Annotated in this window: 1 protein-coding gene; it reads left to right on the top strand. The window is 71.0% G+C overall.

Annotated elements, in window-relative coordinates; translation table 11 throughout:
* Window positions 1-407 precede the first annotated feature (407 nt).
* On the top strand, window positions 408-587 hold a 180-nt coding region (locus BZY54_RS49010), incomplete at its 3' end, for an L-threonylcarbamoyladenylate synthase (protein WP_208641013.1).

Genomic DNA, 587 nt, shown 5'->3' with positions numbered 1-587 from the left:
TGGCGCCATGTGGCCTCGTCGCAGGTCTCGGTCGCCCGGGGAACGGGCGGGCAGCCCGACGAGGACCGGGGACGCGGCTGGCCGATCTTCGCTGCCGTCGTATTGGGCATCGTGGCCTTGTTCATCGTCTCGGTCGCCCACGGTACGCACATGTAGGCGGCTGCCCGCCGGAACGGCGGCAGTGGGGCCGGCCGCCCAGCAACCGGTGAGGGCTGCGCCGAAAGAACTCCGCCGTGCCCGCACGGCCCCGATCCCTACGCTGCTCGCGCATCCGGCGACGGTTGAGTGCGGGAGAATGTTCCGCTCCGTGCGGCTCGCGCGGTGCCGTCGGGCCTAGTTTCTCGTTGTGCCCCGACGAGACCCGAGAAGTGCGGGAGAGCGGAACAGTGAGAGAGAGGATTGTCAGGGTGACGGCAAGGACCAGTGACGCGGCAGGAACCGGCGACATCGAGAAGGCGGCCGGTGTGCTGCGCGCCGGAGGTCTGGTGGCCTTCCCGACGGAAACCGTCTACGGTCTGGGCGCCGACGCCGAGGCCCCCGCCGCCGTCGCGCGCATCTTCCAGGTCAAGGGGCGCCCGCCCTCCCAC

The sequence above is a fragment of the Streptomyces carpinensis genome, assembly GCF_002154505.1.
Lineage (GTDB): Bacteria > Actinomycetota > Actinomycetes > Streptomycetales > Streptomycetaceae > Streptomyces > Streptomyces carpinensis.
The sequence above is the reverse complement of the archived record's forward strand: the minus strand, read 5'-3'. Positions and strand labels throughout refer to the sequence as shown.